The sequence below is a fragment of the Halorubellus litoreus genome (genome assembly GCF_037081675.1).
Lineage (GTDB): Archaea > Halobacteriota > Halobacteria > Halobacteriales > Natrialbaceae > Halorubellus > Halorubellus litoreus.
Genome location: NZ_JAZAQL010000003.1, coordinates 222,704 through 248,909, shown reverse-complemented (window position 1 = coordinate 248,909; position 26,206 = coordinate 222,704). Strand labels below are relative to the sequence as shown.

Genomic DNA, 26,206 nt, shown 5'->3' with positions numbered 1-26,206 from the left:
CCGCTCAGTTCGACTGGTCGCTCGCCGCATCGAGGGACGCGAAGAACCCGTAGTGAGCGACGACGCCACCGGCGAGCGTCAGGTGGTAGACCCACCGCGGGCCCTGCAGCACGTCGAACAGGAGCGTGACGACGGCGACCCAGACGACCGCGAACGCGAGGTCCGCGAGCACCGTCTCCCGGTTCTCGACGACGTGGTCGCGGACGCGGTCGAGGCGGGACGTCGCGGTCATTCGCCGTCGCCTCCGCGGTCCTCGGCGTCCTCGCCGGCGTGCCCGGTGTCGACGACGAGCACCGACTTGTGGGTCTCCCGAAGGACGTGCTCGGTGACGCTCCCGAGGACGACCCGGGAGAGGCCGCTTCGGCCGTGGCTCCCCATCACGATCAGGTCGACGTCCGCGTCGTCCGCGAAGTCCGCGATGACCGACGCGGGCCGCCCGGCGCGTGCATGCTCTTCGACGTCGACGCCGCGTTCGCGAGCGCGCTCCGCGACGTACGCGGTCGCGTCGCTCGCTCGCGCCTCGAGGTCGTCCATCTCGCCGAACCGCCCCTGGCGGATGCGGTCGACCTGCTCCGCGCCGAGACTGATACCGACGGAGTCCGTGTCGACGACGTACAGCGCCGACACCGTCGCGTCGAACCGCGAGGCAACCTCCAACGCTTCGTCGACCGCGTGTTCGGACGTCTCGCTACCGTCGGTCGGGATGAGTACGTGCTCGTACATCGGTCACACCTCCTCCGTCGCCGCGTCGTCGTCGGTGGCCGCGTCACGACTGCCGTCGGTCGCGGCGTCGCGGCCACCGTCGGTCGCCACACCACCGTTTCCGCTGTTCCCGACGACGTCCTCGGCGGACTGCTGTTGCCCCATCGGTTCGGGGCTGTGGCACTGCCGGACGATGCGCTTTATCTCCTCGCTCGGTTCCTCCGTCGCGTACGACACCGCGATGGTGACCGCGAACACGACGGGCGTTCCGGCGAGCGCGGCGCCGATGGCGGGGAACACGTCCGCGTAGACCGGGACGATTGCGCCGGCGTCTCCGGCGGCGTCGCCGAGGAACCCGACGTAGTTCGGGAGCACCTCGTTGATGATCGCGGTGAACCAGATGAGGAGGCCCGTGGTCATCCCGGCGAGCGCCCCCTGCCGGTTCGTGTTCTCCCACCAGAGCCCGAGGAAGAACATCGGGAACAGCACGAGGCCGGCGAGCGAGAACGCGTACGCGACGAGTTCGCCGACGAGCGCGGGCGGGTCGAGCGCGGTGACGGTGACGACGGCGCCGAGCGCGACGATGGTCGCGCGACCGACGAGGAGCTGCTGGCGCTGGGTCGCGTCGGGATTCACGATGTTCGTGTAGATGTCGTGCGCGGCGGCGGAGGACGCGGCGATGAACAATCCGGCGGTGGTCGCGATGGCGGCGGCGATGCCGCCGGCGGCGACGAGACCGACGAACCACGTCGGGAGGTTCGCGAGCTGGCTCGCGATGACGACGATGACGTCGCCTTCGGCACCGCTCATGCCGTTCGCGCCGTAGACGGCGCCGACGTTCTTCGCGTAGAGGTCGGTGCCGAACGCGGCGAACGCGGGCGCGGAGAGGTACAGCAGGCAGATGAAGAACAGCCCCCAGACGGTCGACCAGCGCGCGGTCCGCTCGCTCTCGACGGTGTAGAACCGCACGAGCACGTGCGGGAGCCCGCACGTCCCGACGATGAGCGAGAAGGCGGTCGCGATCCAGAGGTAGTAGCTACCGGAGGTGAACGGTTCGGTGAACTCGCGGCCGAGCTGGTCGAGGAGCATCCCGTACTCGACCTGCGGGAGCACCGTCGAGTACCCTTGCGTGAACCCGACGGCGTAGAGGCCGGCGAGGAACGCGACGATGAGGATGACGTACTGGACGGCCATGTTCTTCGTCGCGCCGAGCATCCCCGACAGGGCGAGGTACCCGACCGTGATGGCCATCAGGAGGACGACCATCGTCGCGTAGTCGCCGCCGAAGACGTAGATGCCGACGAGCCCCATCCCGCGTGCTTGCCCGACGGCGTACACGAACCCGATGAGGATGGTGGTGAGGGCGGCGATGGCGCGGGCGGTGTCGGAGTCGAAGCGGTCGCCGACGAAGTCCGGCGCGGTGTACTTCCCGAACCGCCGCATCTGTGCGGCGAGGAAGATGAGGAGGATGAAGTACCCCGTCGACCAGCCGACGACGAACGCGAGCCCGTAGTACCCCGAGAGGGCGATGAGCGCCGCCATCCCGAGGTACGACGCGGCGGACATCCAGTTCGCGCCGATGGCCATGCCGTTCTCGACGTTCCCGATGGAGCGCCCGGCGACCCAGAGGTCGTCGGTGTCGGCGACCCGGAACGCGTACCCGATGCCGAGGAACAGCAGGAGCATCCCCGTCACCATGATGGCGGGGACGAGCTTGAACGAGCCGTTCAGGGCGTCCGGGAGGAGCTGGAGCGGCGTCGCGGTCGCGTCGAGCGCGAGGCTGGCAGCCGCGGCGGTCGGTGCGGTGGCGAGCGTCATTGTTCGACCCCACCGTCGGCGGCGGTCGGTTCGGCGGGTGCGTCCTCCTCGCTCTCACCGGCGGCGTCCGTGCCGTGGTCGATGCCGTACTCGTCGTCGAGCTGGTCGCGCTTGCGAGCGTAGACGAACGAGAGCACGAGCGCGCCGGTGGGCGCGCCGATCGCAGTGGTGATGTAATGCAGCGGGAACCCGATGACCGTGATGCTCGTCATCGCGTCCGGCGCGAGCGCGGTCGCCGTCACGGGCCCGAAGACGACGACCGCCCACGCGGCGAACATCGCCCAGACCACGCGGAGGTGGTCGCGCATGAACGGCGTCGACGGCTTGAAGATGTTCACCTCGCGTTCGAGGTAGTCGACGTCCTCGCCGCTGTCTGTGGCGGGTGTGTCGGTGGTGACGGTGCCGCCGTCGGTCCGCGGGTGCGGTGCGGCCGGGTCGTGGGGGTGTTCGGTCGGCGCGTCGGTGGCTGCGGCGTCGCCATCTTCGGTGGCTGCGCCGTCGCGTTCTCCGCTCGATGCGTCGGTCGTAGTCGAGCCGCGACCCGTGGTCCGGTCGCGGGCCGTGGTCGACTCGCGTTGTGAGTCAGTGTCTCTCATGCTGTGTGCGTTGTCTGGTCGGTGGTCGGTCTGCGGTCGTCGCGGAAAGCGTCGGGGGTCGGCTGTCGATTCTCCTGGGGCTGCGGCGCGTGACGGGGCGAGCGTGCGCTCCTCGGTCAGTCACCTCCCGCGTCCACGGCGGCCTGGATGTCCTCGACGATGCCGGGGTTCCGGAGCGTCGAGGTGTTCCCGAGGTCGTCGCCGTTCGCGATGTCCTCCAGCAGGCGCCGCATGATCTTCCCGGAGCGCGTCTTCGGGAGTTCGGGCGTGAAGACGACGCTTTCGGGGCGGGCGATGGGGCCGATGGCGTCCTCGACGCCCTCGATTATCTTCCCGCGGAGTTCGCTCCCGCCCTCGGCGTCGTCCTCGGTGATGACGTACGCGTGCACGGCCTCGCCCTTCACCGGGTGGTTCCCGCCGACGACGGCGGCTTCGGCGACGCCTTCGACGCCGACGATGGCGCTCTCGATCTCCATGGTGCCGAGGCGGTGCCCGGAGACGTTGATGACGTCGTCGACCCTACCGAGGACGGTGATGTAGCCGTCGTCGTCTATCTTCGCGCCGTCCTCGGGGAAGTACGTCCAGTCGTCGGGGTCGTCGCTGTCGGTGTCCGAGTACTCCGCCCAGTACTCCTGGACGTAGCGTTCGTCGTTCTGGTAGAGCGTGCGGAGCATCCCCGGCCACGGCTTGTCGACGGTGAGGTAGCCGGCCTCGCCGGCGTCGACCTCGTCGCCGACGGCGTCGACGACGTTCACGTCCATTCCCGGCAGTGGCGGGCCCGCCGCTCCCGGCTTCATGTTCTTCACGCCGGGGAGCGTGGTTATCATCATCCCGCCGGTCTCGGTCTGCCACCACGTGTCTACGACGGGACAGGATTCGTCGCCGACGTGCTCGTAGTACCACTTCCACGCCCGCGGGTTGATGGGTTCGCCGACGGTCCCGAGCAGGCGGAGGCTGGAGAGGTCGTGCTCGGCGGGATAGCGCTCGCCCCACTTCATGAACGCGCGGATGGCCGTCGGCGCGGTGTACAGCTGCGTGGTCTCGTACTCCTCGACGATGTCCCACATCCGGTCCTTCTCGGGGTAGTCGGGCGTCCCCTCGTACATCACCGTCGTCGTCCCGAGCGAGAGGGGCCCGTAGACGATGTAGGAGTGCCCCGTGATCCACCCGATGTCCGCCGAGCACCAGTACGTGTCCTCGGGCTTGACGTCGAGCACGGCCTGGCTCGTCCACGTGACCCACGACAGGTACCCGCCCGTGGTGTGCTTCACGCCCTTCGGCTGGCCGGTCGTCCCGGACGTGTACATGAGGAAGAGCATGTCCTCGGCGTCCCGACTCACGGGGTCGACCTCGGCGCCCGCGTGGTCGTCGACGAGCGCGTCGTAGTCGTGGTCGCTACCGGTCGCACCCCCGTTCCCGCCGTCGCGCATCGGGTGGTCGTACGCGTCGCCGAGGCGGTCGACGACGACGCCCGTCACGTCGTGGTCGACGCCGCCGAGCCCGTCGTCGGCCTTCGCCTTGTGCTCCAGGGCGTCGCCGCGACGGTAGTAGCCGTCGCACGTCACGAGGTACTCGCTGTCCGCGCTGTTCATCCGCGTCGCGAGCGCGTCCGCGGAGAACCCCGCGAACACGACGCTATGGGGGGCGCCGATGCGAGCGCACGCCAGCATCGCGACCGGGAGTTCGGGCACCATCGGCATGTACATCGTGACGACGTCGTCTTCGCCGACGCCGAGGTCCCGGAGCGCGGCCGCGAACTCGTTGACCTCGCGGTGGAGTTCGCGGTACGTGTACGTGCGGTTCGCCTCGTCAGTCGGCTCGCCGATCCACTCGATGGCGGCCTCGTCGCCGCGCTCGTCGAGGTGGCGGTCGAGCGCGTTGTAGCTCGCGTTCAACTCGCCGCCGGTGAACCACTCGAAGAACGGCGGGTTCGAGTCGTCGAGCACCGTGTCGTACTCGGTGTCCCAGTCGAGGAGGTCGGCAGCCTGCTCCCAGCACTCGGGCCACTCCGATTCGAAGTCGTCGTATATCTCCGGGTCGGTGACGTTCGCCTGCTCGACGAACGACGCCGGTGGTTCGAACTCGTCGGCGTCCGCGATGCGCGCCTCGATGCTATGTTCGGTCTCGCCCGACATACCTCGCACCGCGACACCCGACGTAAAAAGGACGGTAACTAATCCGAGGAACGACCGTGATGGAATCCCGGAAGCCGCGAGAAACGCAACGAAACGGGCTCGACGTTGGGGAACGTGCGTTCTCGATGGCGACCATGGTCGGCCGGCGTGGTCGACGGGACGCGACGGCCGCGCCTAAACAGATAGTCACTCGTTCGCGGCGGTCGCCGGTGGCGTCCCGCGAGCGCTCAGGATTCGAAGAACGCGTCCAGGAGCTTGCGTTGGGCGACCCGGAGGTGGTTGTGGAGCGTCGGCGCGGCGACGTCCAGCGAATCGGCGAGTTCCTCGCCCGTGGACTCGCGAGGCCACTGGAAGTACCCGCCGTGGTACGCGGACTGGAGAACCGCGAGCTGGCGGTCGGTGAGGTCCTCGCGGAGTCGGTCCTGGAACCCGCGGGCGTGCTCGACGGTTCGTTCGACGGTCTCCTGGCCGACGAGCGCCGAGTCCGGCCACGCGTCCCGGACGCGGTCGCGGACGGCTCTGACGTCGGCGTCCGCGGGCACGACGGCGGTCAGTCGACCGCCGTCGGCGTCGACGCGGTAGGACTGGACGCGTGCGTCGAGTTCGACGAGCGTCCGCGCCGGCGAGTCCTGCACGACGAACTCGAAGACCGGGCCGTCGTCGCCGTCGTCGACGTACCGGACGCGAGCCACGCCGGCCGCGTCCTCGTCGTCGGCCGCGTCGACGACGTCCTTCGGTGCGACGTCGGCCACCTCCGCGTACAGCACGAGCCCGGGGCCGCCCGGGACGACGCCGGTGACCTCGACCGTGGTGTCGAGCGAGTCGGCGAGCGCGACCAGGACCGCGTCCCGGTCGTGGACGTCGAACCGGAGTTCCGTGACGACGTCCGCGACGAGCCGCCGGCGGCGACGGGTCGCCTCGAACGCGCGAGCGACGAGCGCGCCGAGCGCATCGTGGAGCGCGGCGACCGTCCCGGCCGCGTCGGGGACGTGCTCGACGCCGAGGCCGAGCGCGTACGCGACGCCCTCGAACTCGCCGAGAGGGAGCGTGAGGACGCCCCCGCGGTCGCGGTCGAAGCTGCGGACGCCACCGCGCTCGCCACCGGCCGGTTCACCGTCCTTCGCGGTGCTATCGCCACCGCCGGCGTCCCGGATTTCGGCTGCTGCGACGGCGGCGTCGACACCGGCGTTCGCGACGACCTCGGCGGTCGCGTCGTCGTCGGTCCACCGGCCGACCCACGCGTACCGGTAGCCGTCCGTGCTCGCGACCCGTTCGACGACCGCGTCGAACAGCGCCTTCGGTGACTCCTGGTCGCCGAGTGCGTCGCCGACGGCGGCCAGCAGGCTCGCGGCCTGCCTGACGGGCTCGGGCGTCCCGTCGTCGGCCGCGACTGCCGCGGCGTCGTCGACCGCGGCCGCGACCTCCGCGGGGCTCGGGTCGTCGAGGTACGGTGCGAGGCCGGCGACGCTCTCGAACCCAGCGACCGCGGCGACGACGCGAACGTCGACGCCCTGCCGGAGGAGTGAGACGACGAAGTGCTCGCGGAGCGACCGCGAGTCGACGTCGGCGAAGCGGTCGTCGCCGGTCGCGGCCGCGGCGCGGTCGGCGACCTCGCGGACGAGCATCTGGACGCGCCGCGCGGAGACGTCGACGAGCGATTCGCTCTCACCGACGTCGTTCGACGCGGCGTACTTCTCGACGTCGTGCGCGACCGCTGGCGGGAGCACCGTCGCGTGGTCGTCGACCGACGCCACCGTCGTTCCATCCACCGAACCGACGTCGCCGGGGCTGAGGGACGCGATCTCGGCGGGCCGCAGGCCCGCCTCGCCGCAGAGGCGGACGACGAGGTCCTCGCGGTGCGTGCGGGCGTGCCGGCGGAGCCGCGCGTAGTCGGCGTCCGAGAGCGGGTCGACCACGTTTCGCGCTAGCAGACGAAGCGCAATAGTTCTAGGGTTCAAAAACTGCTATCCTGGCGTTCGAGAGCGGGACTGCTCGAATAGATGCGCCGATTTGTTTCGCTTCTCTGTTGACCACGAAACGATGGGTGGGGGGCGGGGGGTCGGCTCGCTGGTCGTCGAGAAACGTGTCCGAAGCGAGGAGGCCGGCCGTGAGAACGTGGTTCTCGGCGTCGACCGTCGTCAGTCGTCGTGGCGCGCTTCCAGTTCCCCGACGACCTCGGGGTTCCGGAGCGCGCTCGTGTCGCCGTAGGACTCGCCGTTCGCGATGTCCTCGAGGAGGCGACGCATGATCTTCCCGGAGCGCGTCTTCGGGAGGTCCGGCGTGAACACGACCTGGTCGAGGCGCACGCCCGCGCCGATGGCGGCCGCGACCGCGTCGTCGAGCGCGTCCCGGAGCGTCGACACGTCGGTGCGGTCGTCGTCGGTCGTGACGTACGCGACGAGCGCGTTCCCCGAGTCCGGGTCGTCGCGCGCGATGACCGCCGCCTCCGCGACGCCGTCGACCTCGACGAGCGCGTGCTCGATCTCGCCCGTACTGAACCGACGCCCGTCGACGTTCACCACGTCGTCCGCGCGACCCAGCACCGTCACGTACCCCGCGTCGTCCACGACCGCTTCGTCGCCGACCCGATACCACCACCCGTCGGCCGCGCCGCCGCCACCGTCCTCCTCGGAGCCCGCGTCCCCGTCGTCGAGCGCGCCCGACTCCACCGCCACGCGCTCGCCCCACGCCGTCCCGGTCGCGAGCTCGCGCGCCATCGCGGGCCACGGCCGGTCCACGGTCAACCAGCCGCGAACGCCCGGCTCGACCGGGTCGCCCGCACCGTCGCGGACGGAGACCGACACGCCCGCGAGCGGCCGCCCCACGGACCCCGGTTTCGCGTCGTCGACGCCCGGGAGCGTCGACAGGAGGACCGCGCCCGTCTCCGTCTGCCACCACGTGTCCACGACCGGACAGTCGCCGCCGCCGACGTGCTGGAAGTACCACGCCCACGTCTCCGCGTCGAACGGCTCGCCGACGCTCCCCAGGACGCGGAGACTCGAGAGGTCGTGCCGCTCAGGGTACTCCGCGCCCCACTTCGCGAACGACCGGACGACCGTCGGCGCGGTGTAGAACACCTCCACGTCGAGGGCCTCGACGAGCGCCCACGGGCGGTCGCGGTCGACCGCGTCCGGACTCCACTCCGTCAGCACCGTCGTCGCGCCGAGCGCGAGCGGCCCGTACACGCCGTAGGAGTGCCCCGTGATCCACCCCGGGTCCGCCGTCGACCACACCGTCGTGTCCGCAGTAACGTCGAGGACGCGCCCGGTCGACCACGCCACCTGCGCGAGGTACCCGCCCGTCGTGTGCGTGACGCTCTTCGGCTCGCCGGTCGTCCCCGACGTGTAGATGCGGAACAGCGGGTCCGTCGCCGCGCGCGCCACCGGCGCCACGGTCGCGTCGCGGTTCGCGTCCACGAGCGCGTCGTACGCGTACCGGTTCTCGCGGTCGACGTCCGGGTCGGTCCCGAGGCGGTCGACGACGACCGTCGCGTCCAGGTCGTACGACAGCGACATCGTCGCGTTGTCAGCGCGACGGCGCTGGTCGACCGCCTCCCCGCGCCGATAGTAGCCGTCGCTCGTCACGAGGTACCGCGAGTCCGCGCGCTCCATCCGCGTCGCGAGCGCGTCCGCGGAGAACCCCGCGAACACGACGTTGTGGACCGCGCCGAGGCGAGCGCACCCAGCATCGTCACGACGACCGCGGGCACCGCCGGGAGGTACGTCGTCACCACGTCGTCCTCGCCGACACCGAGGTCGCGGAGTCCGGCGGCGACCGCGTTCACCTCGCGGTGGAGCTCGCGGTACGTGTACGTCCGGGACTCCCCCAGGTGACCGTTCCACTCCAGCGCGACCGCTTCACCGCGGTCGTCGAGGTGGCGGTCGACGCAGTTCGCACACGCGTTCAACTCACCGCCCTGGAACCACTCGAACGGCGGGCCGCCGTCGGCGGCCGAGGAGAGAACGCGCTCGTAATCGACGGTCCAGTCGAGCGCGTTCGCGGCCGTCGCCCACGCGTCCGGCCAGTCCGCGTCGAACGACGCCCTGTCGTCCGAGGTCGGCGTTACACGCCCCTCGAACGCCGCCGGTGGCGGAACGAGCGTCCGGTCGTCGGGCGAAGAGCCGTCGGATGCCGTCATCACTCCTGCTTACTCGCTCGCTCGCTTAAGGATTGGCCTCCCTCTGGCGATACGGCTCGCGTTCGGCCGCGAGACCCGCGGGTATCGACGACGGGTAACGACGAAGAGTGCGGTCGCGTCGACGCGGCGGGCAGGGCAAGTGCGCCGCGTCGACGCGGTGTGTCAGACAGGCTGGTGCTCCGTCTGGCCGAGGCGTCCTGGCAGGCGCCCCAGCCGCTTCCCCCGGAGTCGATGGGCGGTCGACTCGGGCGTGCGGCCGGCAGCGATGGGCTGTCGCGCCGGCGATTCGGTCAGGCGGACCGAAGCACCACCTGATGCTACCACGGCATCTCACTTCAAGGACACGTTCACTCAAACGGTCGTTTGAGTCCGCTCGTCCCGACGGACGGCGGGAACGGGTGTCGAACGAACGACCGCCTCGTGGCGGTCACGTCATCGCGTCGTTCCCGACGTGCGGATGCCGTCGGACGTAGTCGACGAGCCGGGGCGCGTACTCGCGGAAGTCCGGGCACTCGATGCCCTCGTCGGCGAGGACCGCGCTCGCTTCGGTCGTGTCGTAGCGCGTCGGATGCGTGAAGTAGTCGACGATAGCGGGGTCGATACCCGTCCAGTCCCGGAACGCGTCGACCTCGCGGAGCAACCACTGGAACGCGGCCTTCGAGAAGCGGACGTCGACGGTCCACGTGTTCGCCGCCGCGGCGAACGCGGCCTGCATCTCCGCGACCGAGGGCGGGTCGGGGTCCGCGAGCTGATAGACCTCTCCGCGGGTGTCCTCGCGCGCGCTGATGGCGTCGATGGCGTCGACGACGAAGTCCCGGGGGACGACGTTCACCTCGACCGCACCGGGGTCACCGAACTCGGGGACGACCGCGACCCCGGGCTGGTCGAGGAAGTACCTGATGACGTGATAGGGGCCGTCGTACTTCTGGGTCTCGCCGGTCTCGCTGTCGCCGACCGCGATACTCGGCCGGTACACCGTCGCCGGGAGGCCGTCGTCCATCGCGTCCTGTACGCGGACCTCCGCGAGGAACTTCGTGGACTCGTAGTGGTTGTTGAACGATTGCCCTTCGACGAGCATGTCCTCGGTGAACTCACCGGGATAGCGGCCGCTGACGTAGCACGTGGAGACGTAGTGGAGTCGGTCGAAGGGGTCGCAGGCGCGACAGAAGTCGAGGACGCGCTCGGTGCCGTCGACGTTCACGGCCATCGCGAAGTCGCGGTCGACGCCGAGGTCGTAGACGGCCGCGAGATGATACACCTCGGTCGTCCGGTCCGCGAGCGCGTCCCGGGCGAACTCGCCGTCGTCGGGGAGTCCGAGGTCGGGCTCGGTGATGTCGCCTTCGACGAGCGCGATGGCGTCGTCGACGCCGTGCTCGCGTTCGAGGTCGTCGCGGCGGTCCTCGGCGAGGTCGCGGAACTTCGACTGGACGAGGCAGGTGACGTGCTCGCCGCGAGAGAGGAGACGGTCGACGAGCGCGCTCCCGAGGAATCCCGGGAAACCGGTGAGGAAGACCGTATCGTCTGACATGGCCGTGTCGTCGGCCGCCCGTGTGAAGGGTCTGTCGCCGGAACCGCGTCGACGCCGCCGACCGCGGAGGTGCTGTCGCCGGAACCGCGTCGACGTTACTGCGCGGACCGGAACGAACCGAGCGCCTTCAGGGCCGTCCCCTGCGTGGTCGCTGCCGTACTGTACTTCGGCCCACCCCAGTTGTACATGACGAGGCTCACCGGCCACGAACCGTCGTCGCGCTGCGTCTCGAGGAGGTAGTTCACGCCGTGCTGGACCGCGTCCGAGTTCGGTGACACGCCCGCGGCGAACAACGCCTGGAGCGCCCACGCAGTCTGCTCCGGCGTCGACTCGTCCGGCTCGTACGGGACGTCCATCGGGTCGTCCTGTTCCGCCGCGTAACTGCTCTCCTCGCCCCATCCACCGTCGTCGTTCTGCTTCTCTCGGAGGACCGAGACGGCGTCCTGTACGACGTCGCGGTCCATGTCGACGCCGACCTCGCGGAACCCGCGGAGCACGCGCGCCGTCCCGTACGTGAACGCCTGCCCCCAGATGGCGACCCACATCCCGTTGTCCGAACGCGCGTCCTCCAGCCACGAGACCGCGTCGCGGACCGCCTGCGAGTTCCCGACCGTGTACCCGAGTTTCCCGAGCGCCGAGAGCGCACCGCCCGTGACGTCCGTCGCTCGGTTCCGACCGAAGAACCGCCGGAAGACCGCGGGATGCAACCGGTCGCGGACCGCGTCCTCCACGGCGTCGTCGAGCGGGTCGAAGTCCTTCGCGAACGTCGACCAGCTCCCGTCGCTGTTCTGGACGTCAAGCAGGAACTCCGCGTCAGCGCCCATCTGGGGCGCCATGAACGGCGCGAGCGCCTCCATGCACATCGACGTCGTGTCCCAGTCGCTGTAGATGTTCTCCCGGTACCCCCAGCCGTCGCCCTGGTGATTCCTGTACGTCGCCATCGGCCGGTCGAGCTTCGCGTTTATCGGTTTGGCGGCGTGTTCGGGGACGCGAGCGTTGTACAGCCACTGTGCGGCCTCGCGGACGCGCTCGTCGTCCGTGTCCAGTCCGGACGCGAGGAGCGCGTCGATGACCTTCGCGGTGTCCCACGTCGGGAGGTTCCATATCTCCACGCGGCCCGCGTCGGTCACGCGGTTCCGCGCGATCCAGTCGACGGGATACCGGACGGCGTCCTCGCCGGCAGGCGACACGCCGGTCTCGCGGAGCGCGAGGATCGCGAGAACCGACACCATCGACGTCGCCCACACGCCGCTACTGAGGCGGCGACTGATGAGCACGCGCTTCAGGAGCGGGCGGAGCTTCCGGTCGCGTTCGCTCAACGACCGCTTCTTCTCCGAGGCGATGAGGAAGTGCGCGCAGATGGCGGCGACGAACGACTGCCGGAAGCTCTGACCGGTCGCAGAGATGGTGTCACCGTCGAACGCCTCCGTGTACGCCATGAGTCGACCGATCTCGAGGGGTGCGTCGAGCGGAAACAGCTCCTCGTAGCTGTACGCGTCGGAGAGCGCCGCGTACATCACTCGCATGTCGTAGGTGAGTCCGGTGTCGACGTCGTCGCCGTCGGACACCGTCGGCGCGAACTCGAACCCTTCGCGTTCGTTCTCCGCTTCGATGTCCGCGACCACGTCGTCGTACCGCGAATCGTCGGCGAGGTCGAACAGGAGCAGCGCGCCGTAGTTCGTCGTGACGTCCCCCCAGCCACCGCCGTCCTCGCGAGCGTCGAGCAGGAACGAGATGCAGCGTTCCTTCACGTCCTCGCGGCGGTCGAGATGCTCGAGCAGTATCGCGTAGTACAGCGTCTGTCTGTACTTGCCGTTCTCGTTGAGGCCGAGGATGTGGGTCTCCCAGTGGCGGAACGTCCGTCCGCCCAGCTGGTTCGTGCCGCGACGGTTCGAGAACAGGTACTCGTGCGAGGCTTCGATGGCGTCCGCGACGTCGCCGTCGGAGACGTCGACCGACCCGGTCGGTCCTCCATCGGCGGTCGTGTCGTCGTCGGTCCCCTCTCCTTCGAACGTCGCGACGTCGACGTTCGGGATCGTGGTCGCGACCCCGCCGAGGAACGCTCGCCGGGGGATGCGAGGTGCGTAGTGCATGCCGCGAACATTTCATAACGCAGCAAATAACCTTACGATTACGCTCTGCACTATGAATAAAAACTCAGAGGGGGCGCGTTGGCGGTCAGACGTCGGGTCCGAGGTCGTCGAGGACGGCGTCCACCAGCTTCGCCTCCGCACGCTGGAGGTGGTCGCTGGCGGCCGCCGGCGAACAGTCGAGCTCGGCCGCGACGTCCTCGTGGGTCGCGCCGCGTGGCTGCCCGTAGTACTCCAGGCGATGCGCGGCCCGGACGGCCTCGAGCTGGCGGTCGCTCAGCGCGTTCCGCGGGTCGTCGAGCACTCCACGGAACGACCCGACCTCGTCGATGCGGACCTCGAACGCGTCGGGCGCGACGTCCAGTGCAGCTTGCAGCGGCGCCGGGTCGCCGACCGCGCGACACTGGACCTCGCCGTCGCGGTACACTATCGGCGTCCGGATGACGAGCCCGGCCTGTGGACCGAGTCGCTGGAGCGCGCCGAACAGCGGCGTCTCGGCCGGCCGCATGACGACGAGCGCGTACGCCCACTCGCCGTCGCTCGAAGCGACCTCCACGGACTCGATGCCCGGCGAGTCGGTGGCCTCGCGCTCGAACGTCGACGTGTCCCCGTCGATGGCGAACAGGAGCGTCTCCACGCCGTCCATCGTCGTGTTCACGTCCAGAAGCCGTGCCTCGTCGACGTCCCGCGAGTTCGCGAGGAGGTTGTAGAACTTCGGTGCGTCCTCGGCAGCCATCCGGGCGGTTGCTCGCAGGCGCTTCATCGCTGCCACCCACGAGAGACGTCCTTAAAAAACCGGTTTCTATGCCTCGCAGAACGTTCTCGTATCCCGAACCGATACATTATTCCAACAGATGGCCGACCAAGAATTAATGACTGGGACGAACGACACCGACCGCCCGACCGACGAGGCACCTGCCATCGACGTCGAAGACCTCACCTTCCGGTACGCCGACGGCACGACCGCCGTCGACGACATCACGTTCTCCATCCCGGAAGGCGAGTTCTTCGGGTTCCTCGGCCCGAACGGCGCCGGGAAGACGACGACGATAAAGATACTCGCGACGCTACTGGAACCGACCACGGGCACCGTCCGCGTGAACGGCTACGACGCGACCGAGCAACGGACGGCGGTACGAGGGTCCATCGGGTACATGGCCCAAGCGGTCAGCGTCGACGAGGAACTGACCGCCCGCGAGAACCTCCGGTTCGCGTGCGAGGCGTACGGCGTCCCGAGCGAGCACCGCGACGACCGCATCGACGAACTCCTCGCGCTCGCCGACCTCGCGGACGTCGCCGACCGGCCAGCCGAACAGTTCTCCGGCGGCATGAAGAAACGTCTCGACGCGGCGACGGCACTCGTCCACGACCCCGAACTCGTGTTCCTCGACGAACCGACCACCGGCTTGGACCCGAAGGCCCGCAACCGCCTCTGGGACTACTTCCGGCGGATCAACGACCAGGGGACGACCGTGTTCCTCACCACGCAGTACCTCGAGGAGGCGGACTCGCTGTGCGACCGGCTCTCGGTCATCAAGGACGGGGAACTCGTCGAGGACGGGTCGCCGGAGTCGCTCAAGCGCCGCGTCGGCGGGCAGGTGCTCCGCGTCGACCTGGCTGGTGACGAGTCATCGGTCACGGCCGCGGCGGACGTCGCCCGCGACTGCGACGTCCTGGACGCCGACTCGACCGTCGAGTGCGGTTCGGGGAGCGTTCGCGTGACGACCCAGCGCGCGAACGAGGTCGGGACCGAACTCCTCGTCGAACTCCGCGACGCCGGCCATACGGTCACCGGGTTCGACATCGAGGAGGCGACGCTCGACGACGTGTTCCTCGCCATCGCGGACGAGGACGTCGCCGACCTCGACGCGGACGCCGAGCCGGCGGAGGCGAGTCGATGAGTACGCCCGACGCAGACGTCGTCGGCCCGAACACGGGGAACTCGGTCCTCGGCGATGCCTGGGTGAACTTCAAGCGCTGGAACCGGAAGACGGTCCGGAACCCGACGGCGTTCGTCCTCGAGATCGTCGTCGCGGTGTTCTCGCTACTCCTGTTCACCGCGGTGTTCGGCGACGTCGGCGGGTTCGCGCTGGAACGTGCGGGGTTCGCGGGCGTGGAGTACGTCACGTTCCTGCTGCCCGCGGTCCTCCTGCAGGCGACGATGGGGTCCGCGTTCACGTCCGGGATGGGGCTCGTGAGCGACCTGGAGAGCGGGATGTTCGAGAAGGTCGTGGTGACGCCGATGACGTGGACGGCCGTGTTCGCGGGGAAGGCCGCGTCCGAGCTCGCGCGTATCGTCCTCCAGTTGCTCGCCGTCCTCGGCCTGGGGGTGCTGATGGGTGCGGACGTGACGACCGGCGTGCCGGGGGTGCTCGGCATCGTCGTCGTGTGCCTCCTCGTCGGGCTGCTGTTCATGTCCATCTCGAACGTCATCGGGCTCGTCACGCGCGACGAGGAGGTTTTGAACGCTGCTTCGATGCTGTTCATGTTCCCGCTGTTGTTCCTCTCGCCGGCGTTCATCCCGATGTCGTCGGAGGTCGAACTGATAGCGACGTTCAATCCGGTGACGTACGCGGTGGACGCGGTCCGCGCGTTCGTCCTCGGCGAGGACGTCATGACCGTGGTCACCGTCTCCCGGTTCGGCGGGATGTACGACACGCTCGTCCCGGCGTTCGCGGTACTCGTCGGGTTGAACGTCGTGTTCGGTGCTATCACGGTGTCGTTGCTCTCGCGAGCGAGCAGCGCCGAAGCGGAGTGAGGGCCATCGAACGCGACCACGGCATCGAGCGCCAGACTGGCGCCATCTGGAACGCACCACTGGGACGAAAACTTCTTATTTGAGAAGTAAAATAACTTGAAATATAATGGGGAGAAAATTCGCATATAGTCGCCTGCGCTGCGGCCGTGCTCGCCAGGAGCGAGCGCGACGCCGACCGACACCAGCGACGCACCGACCAGACGGACAGTCCGACGCGACCGTGACGAACCAGGTGAGTACCGGCCATCGATGTCGACGATAGACAGACTCGCGTCGGTGGCCACCGACCATCCGGCCATCGTCGTCGCCGTCATGCTCGTCCTGACCGGGGTCTTCGGCGCCGGCCTCGCCGACGTCGAGGAGTCCTCGTCGATAAGCGGGTTATCCGGCGACTCACCCGCCAGAGAAGCGTACGACGAGGTCGAACAGCGGTTCTCCGACCAGGGGTCGAACACGACCGTCACGATGGTCGCGGTCCGCAACGACACCGGGAACGCGTTGTCGAGAGGGTCGTTGCTCTCGACGCTCCGTTACCAGCGGTCACTCCACCAGAACCGAACGCTGAACCGGACGCTCGCTGGCGATCAGGCGACCGCGAGCGTGGCGAACGTCGTCGCTCGGGCAGCGGTCGCAGCGGAGCGCGAGCGAACGCTCCCAGACCCCGTCCTCACGGACTGGACGGACTCCGAGCGCACGGACATCGACGCGAGCGAGAACGCGTCTGCTCGCCCGGAGCCGCCGACGCTCGACGAACAGATAACGCAACTCGAATCGATGAACGCGTCCCAGGTGTCGACGGTCGTGGAGCGCGTCCTCGACCCGGACCGGTCGTCGCCGGGGAAACGCGCGGCACTGCGCTTGCTCCCGCAGTCCTACGAGCCCGGGTCGACGACCGCGGATACGCACCTCGTGGTCGTCGTCCAGGAGACCGGCGGTGACGTCGCCGTCGAGGTCGCCCTCCCCGAGCGCGTGACCGACGGGCAGGTCGCGGCGAGAGAACTCGCGAAGGACCGGTCGGACGGCCAGCAGTACTACCTCTACAGCGGCGGCCTGATGAGCGGTCAGCAGTCGACGGCCATCTCGGATAGTCTCGCGATACTCGGCCCGCTCGCACTGCTGTTCGTCCTGGTCGTGCTCTCGATAGCCTACCGTGACCCCGTCGACATCGTCCTCGGCCTCCTCGGCATCGGCGTCGTCCTCGCGTGGACGATGGGGCTCATGGGGTGGCTCGGTATCGCGTTCGGACAGACGATGATCGCGGTGCCGATACTCCTCATCGGGCTGTCGGTCGACTACGCGCTCCACGTGGTGATGCGGTACCGCGAGGAGCGAGCGGACGAGGCGGCGTCGCCGGCCACGGCGATGCGTCGGTCGCTCGTCGGGGTCGGGCCCGCGCTCGCGCTCGTGACGGCGACGACCGCCATCGGATTCCTCGCGAACCTCACGAGTCAGATGGGGGACATCCGGATGTTCGGCGTGGTTTCGGCGATCGGTATCCTGGCGACGCTCTGCGTGTTCGGCCTGCTCGTGCCGGCACTGAAGGTCGGCGTGGATTCGCTGCTTGCACGCGTCGGACTGGACCGGCGGCCGTCCTCGCTCGGGTCGAACGAGACCGTCAGCGGACTCCTGCGTGGCGGCGCGTCGGCGGCAACGCGGGCGCCGGTCGCGGTGTTGGTGCTGGTCGCGCTCGTGACGGCCGGCGGTGCGGTCGGCGCGACCCAGGTCGACATCGCGACGCCGGAGACGTCGTTCATGGCGGACGACCCGCCGGCGTGGACGGAGGACCTCCCGGAGGCGGTCCAGCCGAGCGAGTACTTCCTGAAGGAGAACCGCCGGTTCATCTACGGGAACTTCCAGACGCCGGACAAGCAGGGGTACGTGTACGTCGAGGGGAACGTGACGTCGGCGGCGGTCCTCGACGACGTGACGCGTGCGACCGACGTCGCGGAGTCGTCAGACGCCGTGTTGACGGGGCCTGACGGCGACCCGGTGGTCGTGACGCCGGTGACGGCGATGCGGACTGCGGCCTCCCAGAACGATTCGTTCAACGCGACGTTCCACGCGGCGGACACGGACGGGAACGGCGTTCCGGACCGGAACGTCGCGTCGGTCTACGACGCGTTCTACGAGACGACTCCGCGCCTCGCCGCGCGGACGCTCCACCGGAGCGACGACGGCACCTACGACGGCTTGCTCGTCCGTATCGCGGTGAACGGGAACCTCGACCGGGATGCGGCGGTGGCGCCGCTGTACGGTGCTGCGGAGACGATGGAGGACGCGGACGGCGTGTCGGTCATCGCGACCGGGTCGCCGGTCACGTCGAAGAACCTGAACGACGGACTGGCGACGACTGTCATCGAGAGTCTGACGTTGACGCTCGGTGTCGTGCTCGTGTTGCTGACCGTCATCTTCCACGTCCGTGAGGGGGCGGCGTCGCTCGGTCTGGTCACGCTCCTCCCCATCTTCTGTAGTGTGACGTGGTTGCTCGGGACGATGTGGTTGTTGTCCATCCCGATCGGACTCACGACGGCGCTGGTCGGAAGCATCTCGGTCGGGTTGGGCGTGGACTACGCCATCCACGTCAGCGAGCGGTTCGCCGAGGAGTTCGAGGGGGAGACTGATTCCGAGACGGCGTTGCAGCGGACGAGTACTGGGACCGGCAGTGCGTTGTTCAGTAGTGCGATGACGACCGCGGCCGGGTTCGGCGTGCTCTCGTTCGCGCTGCTGCCGGCACTCCGGCAGTTCGGTATCGTGCTCGCCATCGGTATCGTGTACTCGTTCGTCGCGAGCGTGTACGTGCAGCCGAGCCTCCTCGAACTCTGGTCGCGGTACCGGTCGGAGACCACTCTCCCGGCGAAGGCGACGCCTTCGGCTTCGGACGACTGACAGTATCTTCTCGGTATATATTTTTACATACTAGTATTAATTTATTTAATAACTAGCCTACTATCCAACAGATACAAATAGTGATTGTTATTACTAGCTCTCGCTGTGAAATTAAAAGGGTGCGGGTGTGCGAACTCGTGGGGGATAGAACCGAAAGAGGGCTCTGGGGCTGCTTCGCCGAACTGGCCGACGGCCGACGGCGAACCGGGGGGCACGGAACGATGAGGGGGCCGAAGTACACCGTGAGCGATATCTACGACCTCGTCGTCAGTTGCAGCCTGTACCTGAACGTCAACTCGGTGCTGATACTCGTCATCTCGGCGGTGTACCTCGGCGGCGGGTACTTCGCGGCAGGCGAGGGGTTCGTGACCGCCACCGCCGTGATGACGCTCATCTACGTCGTCGACAGGCTCGACGTGACCGAGGAGGACGAGATAAACAACCCGGGGCGAACAGCACTCGTCCGAAAGTACCACGCGGAACTCGTCGGGCTCGGAGTGGTGACGTTCCTCCTGTTCGAACTATCGCTGTTCGCGACAGTGTTCTCCCCGGACGTGACCGGCGTCGCGACGGTCGCGCTCGCGCACGTCCCCCTCGTCGTCCTCGCGCTCTACGACGAGATAAAGACGGTCCCGCTCCCCCTCGACTCGCTCGCGGTCGCGTTCACGTGGGGGTACATGCTCGTGTTCATCTTCGTGTTCATTTCGCCGCTGTCGGTCTCCGTAGCCGACGCCGCCGGACTGTTCAGTGGGTGGTTCCTCATCGTCTTCGCCGGTCTCGAAGCGCGGAACGCGAAGGACGTCGAGGGCGACCGGGAGGCGGGGAAGGTCACGCTCGCCTCGCGGTTCGGGTGTCGACGGACCAAGCAGGCCGAGGTGGCGCTCAAGTCCCTCGGCACGCTCGTCCTCGTGGTGCTCTCGGGGAGTCCCGTCGTCCTCGCGCTGCTGGCCTGCCACCTCGGGTCGCTCTGGTTCTTCGGAACGCTCGAGACGAACTTCCGAGGGGAACGGGACGGCTCGGGAACGGCGTCGACGTGACCGAAGACCCGACACGAACATAATTTCAACGCTCCTATATCAGTAGTAATATACGGTTCCGTCCGGTAGCCCGTTCCATGTCAGACGCGCAGTCCCCGCCGAAGCCCGAGGGCACGCCGTTCTTGGGGCACGCCCTGGAGTACGCACGGGACCCTATCGACGCGATAGAGACGTTCGGAAACAAGGGCGACATCGTCGAGGTGGACACGCCCATACAGTCGTTCTACCTCGTCACCGGCCCGGACATGATTCAGGAGATCCTCGTGAAGAAGCACGGGAGCTTCACCATCGGTCCCGCTCAACAGGAGAGCTTCGCTGGCATCACGGACAACGCCGTGAACATGTCCACGGGCGAGGACTGGCGGCGACGCCGGAAAGCGATGGGACCGGCGTTCACGGGGGACACCGTGGAGGCGTACCGACAGCGGATGATCGACGAAGCCGTCGAGTCGGTCCGCGCGTGGTCCGACGGCGAGACGTTCGACCTCCACAAGGAGATGCGCGTGTTCACGATGCGGATGCTCACCGATACGCTCCTCGGCATCGACATCCGCGGGGACGAGGACGTCGTCATCTCCGCGTCGGACGCACTCATCGACCGCGCGAACCTCCGGCGGATCGGTCGCTACCTCCCGGACTGGGTGCCGACGCCGACCGACCGCCGGTTCGAGCAGTCCGTCCGCACTCTCGACGAGTACGTCGAGGAGTGCATCCAGGAACGACGAGGGGAATCCGAGGGTGAAGACGTCTGCTCGCTCCTTCTGAAAGCAGCAGACAGGGGCGTGCTCTCGACGGTCGAGGTGCGACACAACCTCGTCGGACTCCTCCTCGCCGGAACCTCTTCCCCGGGCGGGTCGCTCATGCACGCCTGGCGGTTGCTCGACGAGCACCCGTCGGTCCTCGAGTCGCTCCGCGACGAGTACGACCGCGTCGTCGACGGGGACGCCCTCGAACCCGCAGACGTCGACGAACTGGAGCTCGCCCAGCACGTGCTCTCGGAGACGCTCCGGCTCTACCCGCCGACCGTCGGCGTCAACCGGATGGCGACCGAGTCGGTGACCGTCGGCGGCTACGAGTTCGACGAGGGAACGCAGTTCATCCTTCCGCAGTGGGTCCCCCATCGCGACGAGCGCTTCTGGACGGACCCGGAGTCGTTCGATCCGTCGCGATGGCAGGGCGACTTCGACAGACCGCAGTTCTCGTACTTCCCGTTCAGTGGCGGCCCGCGGTTCTGTCCGGGGAAGAAGGTGGCGCGTCAGGAGATGGTCATCGCACTCGCGGAGATGGTCGGTCGCGTCGACCTGGACGTGTCCGTCGACGGCGACATCGAGTTCACGCCGTCGATGACGCTTCGGCCCGCGACCGAACACGTGGCGACCGTCCAGCGGCGATGACCTCCATTCGAGGACGCGGCTGGGGACCCGCGAACCGAGCTCGCGAGGACGACTGGCCTGCGACGGGGGTGGTCGCGCGGTGAGTTCGCCGCGTGCGGACGCGTCGGAGTCCGAGACCGTGGGTGGTTGCGAGCGGTCACTGCGGCGGGACGTGGTCGCGAACTTCCGCCGGTGGAACGTGAAGACGATGCGGAGTCCGTTCGTCATCATCGTCTCGCTCGTCCAACCGATACTGACGCTCTTGATGTTCGGATTGGTCTTCGGCGGTGCCGCGTCGATCGTCCTCGCTGACACCGGGTTCGAGGGCGTGAACTACGTGACGTTCATCGTGCCGGCGGTCGTCATGCAGGTGTCGCTCGCGTCTGCGTTGACGTCCGGTATCGGACTGGTGACGGACATCGAGAGCGGGATGTTCGAGAAGGTACTCGCCAGTCCGATGCGGACGACGGCGGTGTTCGCGGGGAAGGGCATGTCCGAGTTCCTCCGTATCGTCGTGCAGGTGCTCGTCGTGCTCGCGCTCGCGGTTGCGGTCGGTGGAGAGGTCGCGACGGGTGCGTTCGGTGTCGTCGCCGTTCTCGTCATCTGTCTGCTGGTCGCGCTCTGGTTCATGATCGTCTCGAACGCGCTCGGGGTGGTGACGACCGACGAGGAGTCGATCAGTGCGGGGACGAACCTCCTCCAGTTCCCGTTGTTGTTCCTCTCCTCGGCGTTCCTCCCGCTGTCGGCGCTGCCGGGATGGATTCGCGCGTTCGCGACGGTGAATCCGGTGACGTACGCGGTGGACGCCCTTCGCGCGCTCGTCCTCGGTCGTCGCGTGCCGATGGTGGTCGAGGTGTCGTGGTTCGGTGGCATCCTCGATCCGGTCTTGGTCGCGGTTGTTGTCCTGGTCGGACTGAACGTCGCGTTCGGCGGGCTCCTCGTGGCGTACGTCGACCGGGTCGACGCGTCGACGTTCGTCTGAGCGCAGTCGCCCTCGGGGGGTGTCGAGCGCGTCAGATTGGACCGTAACCGTTGTATGATTACGGAGGAAAGAGGTGTGTAGAAAAGAAGATGGACGTGTTCAGGCTGGCCGATCTGGCGACGCAACCGCGGTTCCTGCTCCCGATGCTGTTCCCGGTGATGGCGTACCTCGGGTGGCGATGGGGGGGCGGCGGTCGCTTACGGAATCATCTCCTCGCGGTGCTGGGCATCGACGTGGCCGGCTTCCTGCTGGCGATGGCGCTCGAAGCGCAACCGATCGACGGGGACCTGGTGAACGTTCTCCAGGGCGTGGCGTTGCTCGCGGTCGCCGTACTCATGTACGCGGTCTGGCGCTGGTTCGACTGGTCGTCGCTCGTTCAGGGATGGGCGCTCGTTGCCGCGGTGAGTGTGCTCGTGTGGCTCCCGGCACGGACGGTTTTCACGCTCTCCGGTGGCGTCATCATCCCCACCGCAACGTTACTGTATCTCGCGACGCAGCGTCGGGTGCTCGCGGTTCTCCTGCCGATACCGGCGTTCAGGGTCGTGGTCGCCGTGACCCGGGAGGGATTCGGCGCGGTGGACGTCCTGGTTGCGCTGTCGCTGGCGGCTGGGGCGGTCGCGTTCGTGTTGCTCGGCTGGGACTCGGATGCGGACAGTCCGTTCGCGGTCTCGCTCGAGAACTGACGCCGGACTACTTCCGAGCTGCGGGACGCCAACTAGGTATTTTTCGAAGGGTCTTAACGGGAAGAATACGTGTTTGTCGACGATGTTGAAGCTTGGGGACGTGAATCCGGAACAGGAACGGGGACGGGAACGCTCGACGCGACCGACCGAGAGCGAGGTCACCGGGCGACCATGAGCGGGACTGCGGCGACAGCTGGCGACGACGGCCCTGCACCACGGGACGGGAACTCGTTCGTCGGCGACGCGTGGGCGAACTGCAAGCGATGGCATCGGAAGGCGCTCCGGAACCCGTTCGTCATCGTCGTCGTCCTCGTGCAACCCATCGTGGCTCTCCTCTTGTTCACGGAGGTGTTCCGCGCGGTCGGTGCTGCAGCACTCGCGGAGACGGGGCTCGAATCCGTCGAGTACGTCACGTTCCTGCTGCCGGCGGTCGTCGTGCAGGCGGCGCTGGCGGCGGCTATCTCGTCTGGGGTCGGGACGTTCGACGACATCCGGTCGGGGATGTTCGAGAAGGTGCTCGTGTCGCCGATGAGTACCGGGGCGGTGTTCGCCGGGAAGGCCGCGGCGGAACTCGCTCGGATCGTCGTCCAGGTGCTCGTCGTCGTCGCGCTCGGCGTCGCTATCGGCGCGCGGATCGAGACGGGGTTGCTGGGCGTCGTCGGCATCGTCCTCGTCGCCGTGCTATTCGCGCTCTGGTTCATGGCGGTCTCGAACGCCATCGCGCTCGTCGTGGAGACCGAGGAAGTCATCATCGCGGTCGCGAACCTCCTCCAGTTCCCGTTACTGTTCCTCTCCTCCGGGTTGCTGCCACTCGGAGCGTTCCCGGATTGGGTTCGAGCGGTCGCCGCCGTGAATCCGGTGTCGTACGCGGTCGACGCGGTTCGCGCGCTCGTTCTGGGCGGGGACGCAGTGACGGTCGTCTCTGTGTCCGGCCTCGGGCCGATTCTGGGCGCGTTCGTTCCCGCGGTGTGTCTCCTTGCGGCGCTGACGTTCGTCTGTGGTGCGTTCACCGCGTCACTGATGGCTCGTTTCGGCGACGACGCTGGCGCGTAACGACCGAGTGCGAGGATTGTGCGTGCCCCGGGTTCTTCGTTGGGAGTTAGCGTGAGGCGTGCGCTGTCGTTTCGGGCGTGGGTTCGACCGCTTCAGTGTCGTCCTTGACGTCGGTCGTGTCCATCGGAGAGCGAACGGGGACGGTCGTCTGGAAGACGTGCGTGGCAGCTCCACGATGGGCAGCGGCGTGGATCTCAAACGGATCCCATAGACGGCTGTCTTGTTCGAGCGGCCGTCCGGGACCGTCAGTGATTTCGACGGCGACGCCGTCCTCGTCGGCGCTGGCTCTCCGCGTGCCCGCGAAGGTGTCGAGCATGACGTCGTCTGCGTCGACCTGGTCGAGCGCCCACGTAGCAGCGTGGACCGTCTCGTTCGTGGTTGGGTTGGTCGCGCCCCCGTCCTTGCGGACGGCGGTGACAACGGTCCTGGGCGGCGAGTATTGGGGTTCCAGCGCGCAGAAGAGCGCGACTGCGGCACCGTTCGTTGCTGCGTCTGGATGGGTGACGCCGCTGTCGCGATGACAGTGATATCTGGTGAACGCGTGCCGGTCGGGGACGTACTGTGTGGCGTCGACGACGAGTGTGTCGTGCTTGTTGCAGCGGTATTTGTCCACTGTGACCGTTCTCATCGATGGCCTCCGTCGTCGGTAGCGAGGAAGAAGGCTGTCCGCGTTCGGGGTGGCGTCGGCTCGGGGCGACCGACACGAAAACCAGTCGTCCAAGACATTGATTCAAATACAATTAGCACGAAACAAAAGCGTTCGGTTCCTGTCATGCCTCCTGGCCGGGTGAATGCTTCCTCGTCGTGCTGGGCGAGCTTTGGGGGGATGGACCCCGGAGCGAAGGAATTTTATAATTGGGTCACACCGGCTGTGGTGTAAAGCATACTTTACGACAAACGAGCTTTCCACTACCGCCATGTTCGAACGCGAACTCGACCACGACCCGCTCGTCGCCCGGAAGCGCAACAGGCGCGTCATCTGGGGGCTCGTCGCCCTCGGGTGCGTCGCGTACCTCGCCGGCCTCGCGCTCGACTACCCGCTCGTCAGCGTGGGCCTCTACTGGTTGTGCTACCTCGGGTTCATCGCGTACGGGTCACTCACCGACGCGGACTCGTACGACGAACGAGACCACGAGATCATGGCGAAGGGCGCTGGCACGACGCTCACCGTCGCCGCGTTCGCACTCATCGCCGGTGCACCGGGGATGGCTGCACTCCAGGCCGCGGACGTCGCGGCCGCTCCCGAGGCGTTCTGGGGGGCGATGTCCGCGCTCGCCGGCGTCTTCGGCGTCTACATAATCGCCGTGCAGTACCACCAACGACTGATATGACGAACTCACTCACTTCCATGCTCGGAGACGACGACTCGGACCCGCTCGCGAACCGCCGCCGCGACAGACGCCTGTTCGCCGCTCTCGTCGCCGCCGCGATGACCTCGTTCCTCACGCTCGACCTCCTCGGACATCACGTGGTCGCCGTCGCGACGTACTGGACGCTCTCCGTCGTCGCGTTCGCCGTTCTCTACCGGAGCGACGTCGTCGTTGACGAGCGCGACGTGGCCCTCGAACAACTCGCGAGCCACCACACGATACTCGCCGTCGTCGCTGCACTCGTCGTCCTCGGCCCCGGCCTCAGCGCGCTCGCGGATGCCGGCATCTACGACGCACCGCCGCTCGTCGACGGCGCCCTCCTCGGCTGGGTGGCCGTCCTGGCAGCCTGGGGGCTCGCGTACGGGGTGACGCGACTCCGCCGATGAAGAACCACGTCCGCGAGCACCGGACCGACGCCGACATGAGTCAGGCCGACCTGGCCGCCGCCGTCGACGTCAGCCGGCAGACCATCAACAGCATCGAACGCGATCGCTACGACCCGTCGCTCGAACTCGCACTGAAGCTCGCCGCGTACTTCGACTGCCTCGTCGAAGACCTCTTCGAGCTCGAGGCGGACGCCGAGACCGCCTGATCACCGACCCGCCCGAGAAACGAACGCAAACGGACCGCCAGAGAAACCATCGCTCGCTCGACAGCGAGTCGTCGAATAACGGAGACGCTCACCAGCCACGCGACCGCCTCGCTCGACACGCCACGACACGGATTCACCCACCGATGACCGACGCACACACCACCACGTCCGGAGTTGCATCGCCCACCAATTCGACCGGTCCGTCCCCGCCCTCAGCACCCTCCTCTGGGTGGTCGGCAAGTTCCCCATCCGCCGCGGCCTCATCGCGCCGCTCGTCGCGTACGTCTTCGTGACTATCCACACCCGCACCCCTCTTTCTCCCCGCACCCCTCTTTCTCCCCGCACCCCTCTTTCTCCCCGCACCCCTCTTTCTCCCCGCACCCTCCCCGCACCGCCCCATGACGCCCTCGCGCCGCGCCGCCCGTTGCGTCCCGGGCGTCGCGAGCCCGTGGTCGAGGGCTCGGC

General features: G+C 68.0%; 22 protein-coding genes and 1 pseudogene. 11 read left to right on the top strand and 12 right to left on the bottom strand.

Features of this window, described 5'->3' with window-relative positions; translation table 11 throughout:
• Positions 1-4 precede the first annotated feature (4 nt).
• The 10 genes and pseudogenes from VYJ16_RS16070 to VYJ16_RS16020 form a co-directional block, all read right to left on the bottom strand.
• Positions 5-232, bottom strand: coding sequence for a DUF8119 family protein (locus VYJ16_RS16070; protein ID WP_336351329.1), 228 nt, complete (start codon positions 230-232; stop codon positions 5-7).
• Complete coding sequence (locus VYJ16_RS16065; RefSeq protein ID WP_336351328.1) at positions 229-723, bottom strand: universal stress protein; 495 nt, start codon at positions 721-723, stop codon at positions 229-231. The genes VYJ16_RS16070 and VYJ16_RS16065 overlap by 4 nt, the downstream gene beginning before the upstream one ends.
• 3 nt (positions 724-726) lie before the next feature.
• Positions 727-2,400, bottom strand: coding sequence for a VC_2705 family sodium/solute symporter (locus tag VYJ16_RS16060; protein WP_379762715.1), 1,674 nt, complete (start codon positions 2,398-2,400; stop codon positions 727-729).
• 116 nt (positions 2,401-2,516) lie between these two features.
• Positions 2,517-3,116, bottom strand: a complete 600-nt coding sequence (locus VYJ16_RS22210) for a DUF4212 domain-containing protein (RefSeq protein ID WP_379762616.1) — start codon at positions 3,114-3,116, stop codon at positions 2,517-2,519.
• A 116-nt stretch (positions 3,117-3,232) separates the two neighbouring features.
• Positions 3,233-5,251 (bottom strand): acetate--CoA ligase, encoded by a 2,019-nt coding sequence (gene acs / locus VYJ16_RS16050; protein ID WP_336351326.1) that lies wholly within the window; start codon positions 5,249-5,251, stop codon positions 3,233-3,235.
• Positions 5,252-5,478: 227 nt separating this feature from the next.
• Entirely contained in the window at positions 5,479-7,167 is a 1,689-nt protein-coding gene (locus VYJ16_RS16045; RefSeq protein ID WP_336351325.1) for a bacterio-opsin activator domain-containing protein, read from the bottom strand.
• 222 nt (positions 7,168-7,389) lie between these two features.
• Positions 7,390-9,389 (bottom strand): annotated as a pseudogene (locus VYJ16_RS16035) (acetate--CoA ligase).
• A 427-nt stretch (positions 9,390-9,816) separates the two neighbouring features.
• Positions 9,817-10,917, bottom strand: a complete 1,101-nt coding sequence (locus VYJ16_RS16030) for an SDR family oxidoreductase (protein WP_336351324.1) — start codon at positions 10,915-10,917, stop codon at positions 9,817-9,819.
• A 95-nt stretch (positions 10,918-11,012) separates the two neighbouring features.
• Positions 11,013-13,010 carry a prenyltransferase/squalene oxidase repeat-containing protein gene (locus VYJ16_RS16025; RefSeq protein WP_336351323.1) on the bottom strand — a complete coding sequence of 666 codons (1,998 nt, stop codon included), beginning with the start codon at positions 13,008-13,010 and terminating at the stop codon, positions 11,013-11,015.
• An 85-nt stretch (positions 13,011-13,095) separates the two neighbouring features.
• Positions 13,096-13,770 (bottom strand): helix-turn-helix domain-containing protein, encoded by a 675-nt coding sequence (locus tag VYJ16_RS16020; RefSeq protein WP_336351322.1) that lies wholly within the window; start codon positions 13,768-13,770, stop codon positions 13,096-13,098.
• 109 nt (positions 13,771-13,879) lie between these two features.
• Between VYJ16_RS16020 and VYJ16_RS16015 the strand changes: the two genes are divergently transcribed.
• The 8 genes from VYJ16_RS16015 to VYJ16_RS15980 all read left to right on the top strand — a co-directional run bounded on the left by VYJ16_RS16015 (position 13,880) and on the right by VYJ16_RS15980 (position 23,779).
• A complete protein-coding gene (locus tag VYJ16_RS16015) occupies positions 13,880-14,908 on the top strand; it encodes an ABC transporter ATP-binding protein (protein ID WP_336351321.1) in 1,029 nt (342 codons plus the stop codon).
• Positions 14,905-15,765, top strand: coding sequence for an ABC transporter permease (locus VYJ16_RS16010; RefSeq protein ID WP_336351320.1), 861 nt, complete (start codon positions 14,905-14,907; stop codon positions 15,763-15,765). Before VYJ16_RS16015 ends, VYJ16_RS16010 begins: the two co-directional genes overlap by 4 nt.
• Positions 15,766-16,014: 249 nt before the next feature.
• On the top strand, positions 16,015-18,651 hold the full coding sequence (locus VYJ16_RS16005) for an efflux RND transporter permease subunit (protein ID WP_336351319.1): 2,637 nt from the start codon (positions 16,015-16,017) through the stop codon (positions 18,649-18,651).
• Between the two features lie 221 nt (positions 18,652-18,872).
• Entirely contained in the window at positions 18,873-19,688 is an 816-nt protein-coding gene (locus VYJ16_RS16000) for a UbiA prenyltransferase family protein (RefSeq protein WP_336351318.1), read from the top strand.
• 77 nt (positions 19,689-19,765) lie between these two features.
• Positions 19,766-21,082, top strand: a complete 1,317-nt coding sequence (locus tag VYJ16_RS15995; protein WP_336351317.1) for a cytochrome P450 — start codon at positions 19,766-19,768, stop codon at positions 21,080-21,082.
• A 79-nt stretch (positions 21,083-21,161) separates the two neighbouring features.
• Positions 21,162-22,043 (top strand): ABC transporter permease, encoded by an 882-nt coding sequence (locus tag VYJ16_RS15990; RefSeq protein ID WP_336351316.1) that lies wholly within the window; start codon positions 21,162-21,164, stop codon positions 22,041-22,043.
• A gap of 89 nt (positions 22,044-22,132) precedes the next feature.
• Positions 22,133-22,726, top strand: coding sequence for a hypothetical protein (locus tag VYJ16_RS15985; protein ID WP_336351315.1), 594 nt, complete (start codon positions 22,133-22,135; stop codon positions 22,724-22,726).
• Positions 22,727-22,897: 171 nt separating this feature from the next.
• Positions 22,898-23,779, top strand: coding sequence for an ABC transporter permease (locus tag VYJ16_RS15980; RefSeq protein WP_336351314.1), 882 nt, complete (start codon positions 22,898-22,900; stop codon positions 23,777-23,779).
• A gap of 46 nt (positions 23,780-23,825) precedes the next feature.
• On the opposite strand, the gene VYJ16_RS15975 is transcribed toward VYJ16_RS15980, so the two are convergent.
• Entirely contained in the window at positions 23,826-24,500 is a 675-nt protein-coding gene (locus tag VYJ16_RS15975) for a hypothetical protein (RefSeq protein ID WP_336351313.1), read from the bottom strand.
• Between the two features lie 196 nt (positions 24,501-24,696).
• Between VYJ16_RS15975 and VYJ16_RS15970 the strand changes: the two genes are divergently transcribed.
• From VYJ16_RS15970 to VYJ16_RS15960, 3 genes are read left to right on the top strand one after another with little or no spacing between them, the layout of a single operon-like run.
• Positions 24,697-25,110 (top strand): DUF2178 domain-containing protein, encoded by a 414-nt coding sequence (locus tag VYJ16_RS15970; protein WP_336351312.1) that lies wholly within the window; start codon positions 24,697-24,699, stop codon positions 25,108-25,110.
• 17 nt (positions 25,111-25,127) lie between these two features.
• The gene (locus VYJ16_RS15965) at positions 25,128-25,535 is read left to right on the top strand and encodes a hypothetical protein (RefSeq protein ID WP_336351311.1); all 408 of its coding nucleotides are present in this window, start codon (positions 25,128-25,130) and stop codon (positions 25,533-25,535) included.
• Positions 25,532-25,741 (top strand): helix-turn-helix transcriptional regulator, encoded by a 210-nt coding sequence (locus tag VYJ16_RS15960; RefSeq protein WP_336351310.1) that lies wholly within the window; start codon positions 25,532-25,534, stop codon positions 25,739-25,741. Before VYJ16_RS15965 ends, VYJ16_RS15960 begins: the two co-directional genes overlap by 4 nt.
• 133 nt (positions 25,742-25,874) lie before the next feature.
• Here VYJ16_RS15960 and VYJ16_RS15955 read toward each other — a convergent pair whose 3' ends face one another.
• The gene (locus tag VYJ16_RS15955) at positions 25,875-26,141 is read right to left on the bottom strand and encodes a hypothetical protein (protein ID WP_336351309.1); all 267 of its coding nucleotides are present in this window, start codon (positions 26,139-26,141) and stop codon (positions 25,875-25,877) included.
• Between the last annotated feature and the right edge of the window lie 65 nt (positions 26,142-26,206).

Excerpts from the sequence above, each read along its gene's own strand:
- VYJ16_RS16070 (WP_336351329.1), bottom strand. The coding sequence starts at position 232 with ATGACCGCGACGTCCCGCCTCGACCGCGTCCGCGACCACGTCGTCGAG.
- VYJ16_RS16065 (WP_336351328.1), bottom strand. The coding sequence starts at position 723 with ATGTACGAGCACGTACTCATCCCGACCGACGGTAGCGAGACGTCCGAA.
- VYJ16_RS16060 (WP_379762715.1), bottom strand. The coding sequence starts at position 2,400 with ATGGTGACGGGGATGCTCCTGCTGTTCCTCGGCATCGGGTACGCGTTC.
- VYJ16_RS22210 (WP_379762616.1), bottom strand. The coding sequence starts at position 3,116 with ATGAGAGACACTGACTCACAACGCGAGTCGACCACGGCCCGCGACCGG.
- acs (WP_336351326.1), bottom strand. The coding sequence starts at position 5,251 with ATGTCGGGCGAGACCGAACATAGCATCGAGGCGCGCATCGCGGACGCC.
- VYJ16_RS16030 (WP_336351324.1), bottom strand. The coding sequence starts at position 10,917 with ATGTCAGACGATACGGTCTTCCTCACCGGTTTCCCGGGATTCCTCGGG.
- VYJ16_RS16025 (WP_336351323.1), bottom strand. The coding sequence starts at position 13,010 with ATGCACTACGCACCTCGCATCCCCCGGCGAGCGTTCCTCGGCGGGGTC.
- VYJ16_RS16020 (WP_336351322.1), bottom strand. The coding sequence starts at position 13,770 with ATGAAGCGCCTGCGAGCAACCGCCCGGATGGCTGCCGAGGACGCACCG.
- VYJ16_RS16015 (WP_336351321.1), top strand. The coding sequence starts at position 13,880 with ATGACTGGGACGAACGACACCGACCGCCCGACCGACGAGGCACCTGCC.
- VYJ16_RS16010 (WP_336351320.1), top strand. The coding sequence starts at position 14,905 with ATGAGTACGCCCGACGCAGACGTCGTCGGCCCGAACACGGGGAACTCG.
- VYJ16_RS16005 (WP_336351319.1), top strand. The coding sequence starts at position 16,015 with ATGTCGACGATAGACAGACTCGCGTCGGTGGCCACCGACCATCCGGCC.
- VYJ16_RS16000 (WP_336351318.1), top strand. The coding sequence starts at position 18,873 with ATGAGGGGGCCGAAGTACACCGTGAGCGATATCTACGACCTCGTCGTC.
- VYJ16_RS15995 (WP_336351317.1), top strand. The coding sequence starts at position 19,766 with ATGTCAGACGCGCAGTCCCCGCCGAAGCCCGAGGGCACGCCGTTCTTG.
- VYJ16_RS15985 (WP_336351315.1), top strand. The coding sequence starts at position 22,133 with ATGGACGTGTTCAGGCTGGCCGATCTGGCGACGCAACCGCGGTTCCTG.
- VYJ16_RS15980 (WP_336351314.1), top strand. The coding sequence starts at position 22,898 with ATGAGCGGGACTGCGGCGACAGCTGGCGACGACGGCCCTGCACCACGG.
- VYJ16_RS15970 (WP_336351312.1), top strand. The coding sequence starts at position 24,697 with ATGTTCGAACGCGAACTCGACCACGACCCGCTCGTCGCCCGGAAGCGC.
- VYJ16_RS15965 (WP_336351311.1), top strand. The coding sequence starts at position 25,128 with ATGCTCGGAGACGACGACTCGGACCCGCTCGCGAACCGCCGCCGCGAC.
- VYJ16_RS15960 (WP_336351310.1), top strand. The coding sequence starts at position 25,532 with ATGAAGAACCACGTCCGCGAGCACCGGACCGACGCCGACATGAGTCAG.
- VYJ16_RS15955 (WP_336351309.1), bottom strand. The coding sequence starts at position 26,141 with ATGGGGCGGTGCGGGGAGGGTGCGGGGAGAAAGAGGGGTGCGGGGAGA.